At 63.5% G+C, this 955-nt stretch carries 1 protein-coding gene; it reads right to left on the reverse strand.

From position 1 onward, the window contains the following. The coding region (locus GY937_09535; protein MCP5056950.1) for a hypothetical protein at positions 1–955 on the reverse strand (955 nt) is incomplete at both ends.

Below are 955 nucleotides of genomic sequence, written 5' to 3' on the forward strand. Positions count from 1 at the left end.
TAGCTCGCGTAGATGGGGCAATGAATGCGTTGCGGGGTCACGCAGCGCGTCTTGATCCGCCCCTCGTAGCAGGCCTTCACCCATGGCTCGAGGGACTGCCGCCATGGAAAGAGGCGTCGCGACAAGATCTCATCCACGGTCAAACGGGTAGAAATGACACCGAGCTGGACGGCCGGAGGATCCGTCCGCTTGTCCTCCGAACTCCACTTGACGTAGTTGCGCCATACGGCCCAGATCGCAGCCCTGTAGAGTGCTCCCTGCCTTCGCTTCGAGAATGCGATGGTCTCGCGCTTGTGGTTCGCCCCGCCGTGGCGTAGGAGCAGATCTGCAAGGTTGATGGGGAAGAGCGGATTACGGGCTGTTCGAGCGGCTTTCGAGGAGGTCGACTCGTGGTGGATGCGGCGATTCTCGAGCCGGTGGAACGCACGGGGGTAGCTCTGATGCTCGTCGGAGCGAATCACCGCTTCATGACCCGCGGGTACGACTCGCGAGACGAGTTCCTCTACGGCCTTTCGCGTGGCCTGGGGATCTGGCCTCCCGTAGCGACGCTCGAGGCGGCGGCGATGTCGTCGCTGCCCCGGTCTCATGGTCCCGCTCCGCCTGAGTTCCGCATCGTTGAAGCCGTAGATGAAGTGGGACTCCCCGACCAGGAGGTTCAGGTCGAAGGGCCAGTAGTGGCCGGACTCGAGGCTGCGGAAGCCGTCCAGGACGAGGGGCTCCGAAGGGACCCGAGGCCGCAGGCCCTCATGAAACAGCAGGCAGTGGCGACCCAGCCGCTCGACCTGGCGCTGCACGGTGGAGTGGGAGACACCGAACTCTGAGCTTGCCCCGGTCTCGTGGACACCCCGGATCGCACGAAAGTGCGGTAGGAGTGTGTCATGGGAAAACGGAAGCGTCGATCGTTCACAGATGAATACAAGGCCGAGGTCGTGGAGCTGATCCGCAAGAGCGGGAA

The sequence above is a fragment of the bacterium genome, assembly GCA_024228115.1.
Lineage (GTDB): Bacteria > Myxococcota_A > UBA9160 > UBA9160 > UBA6930.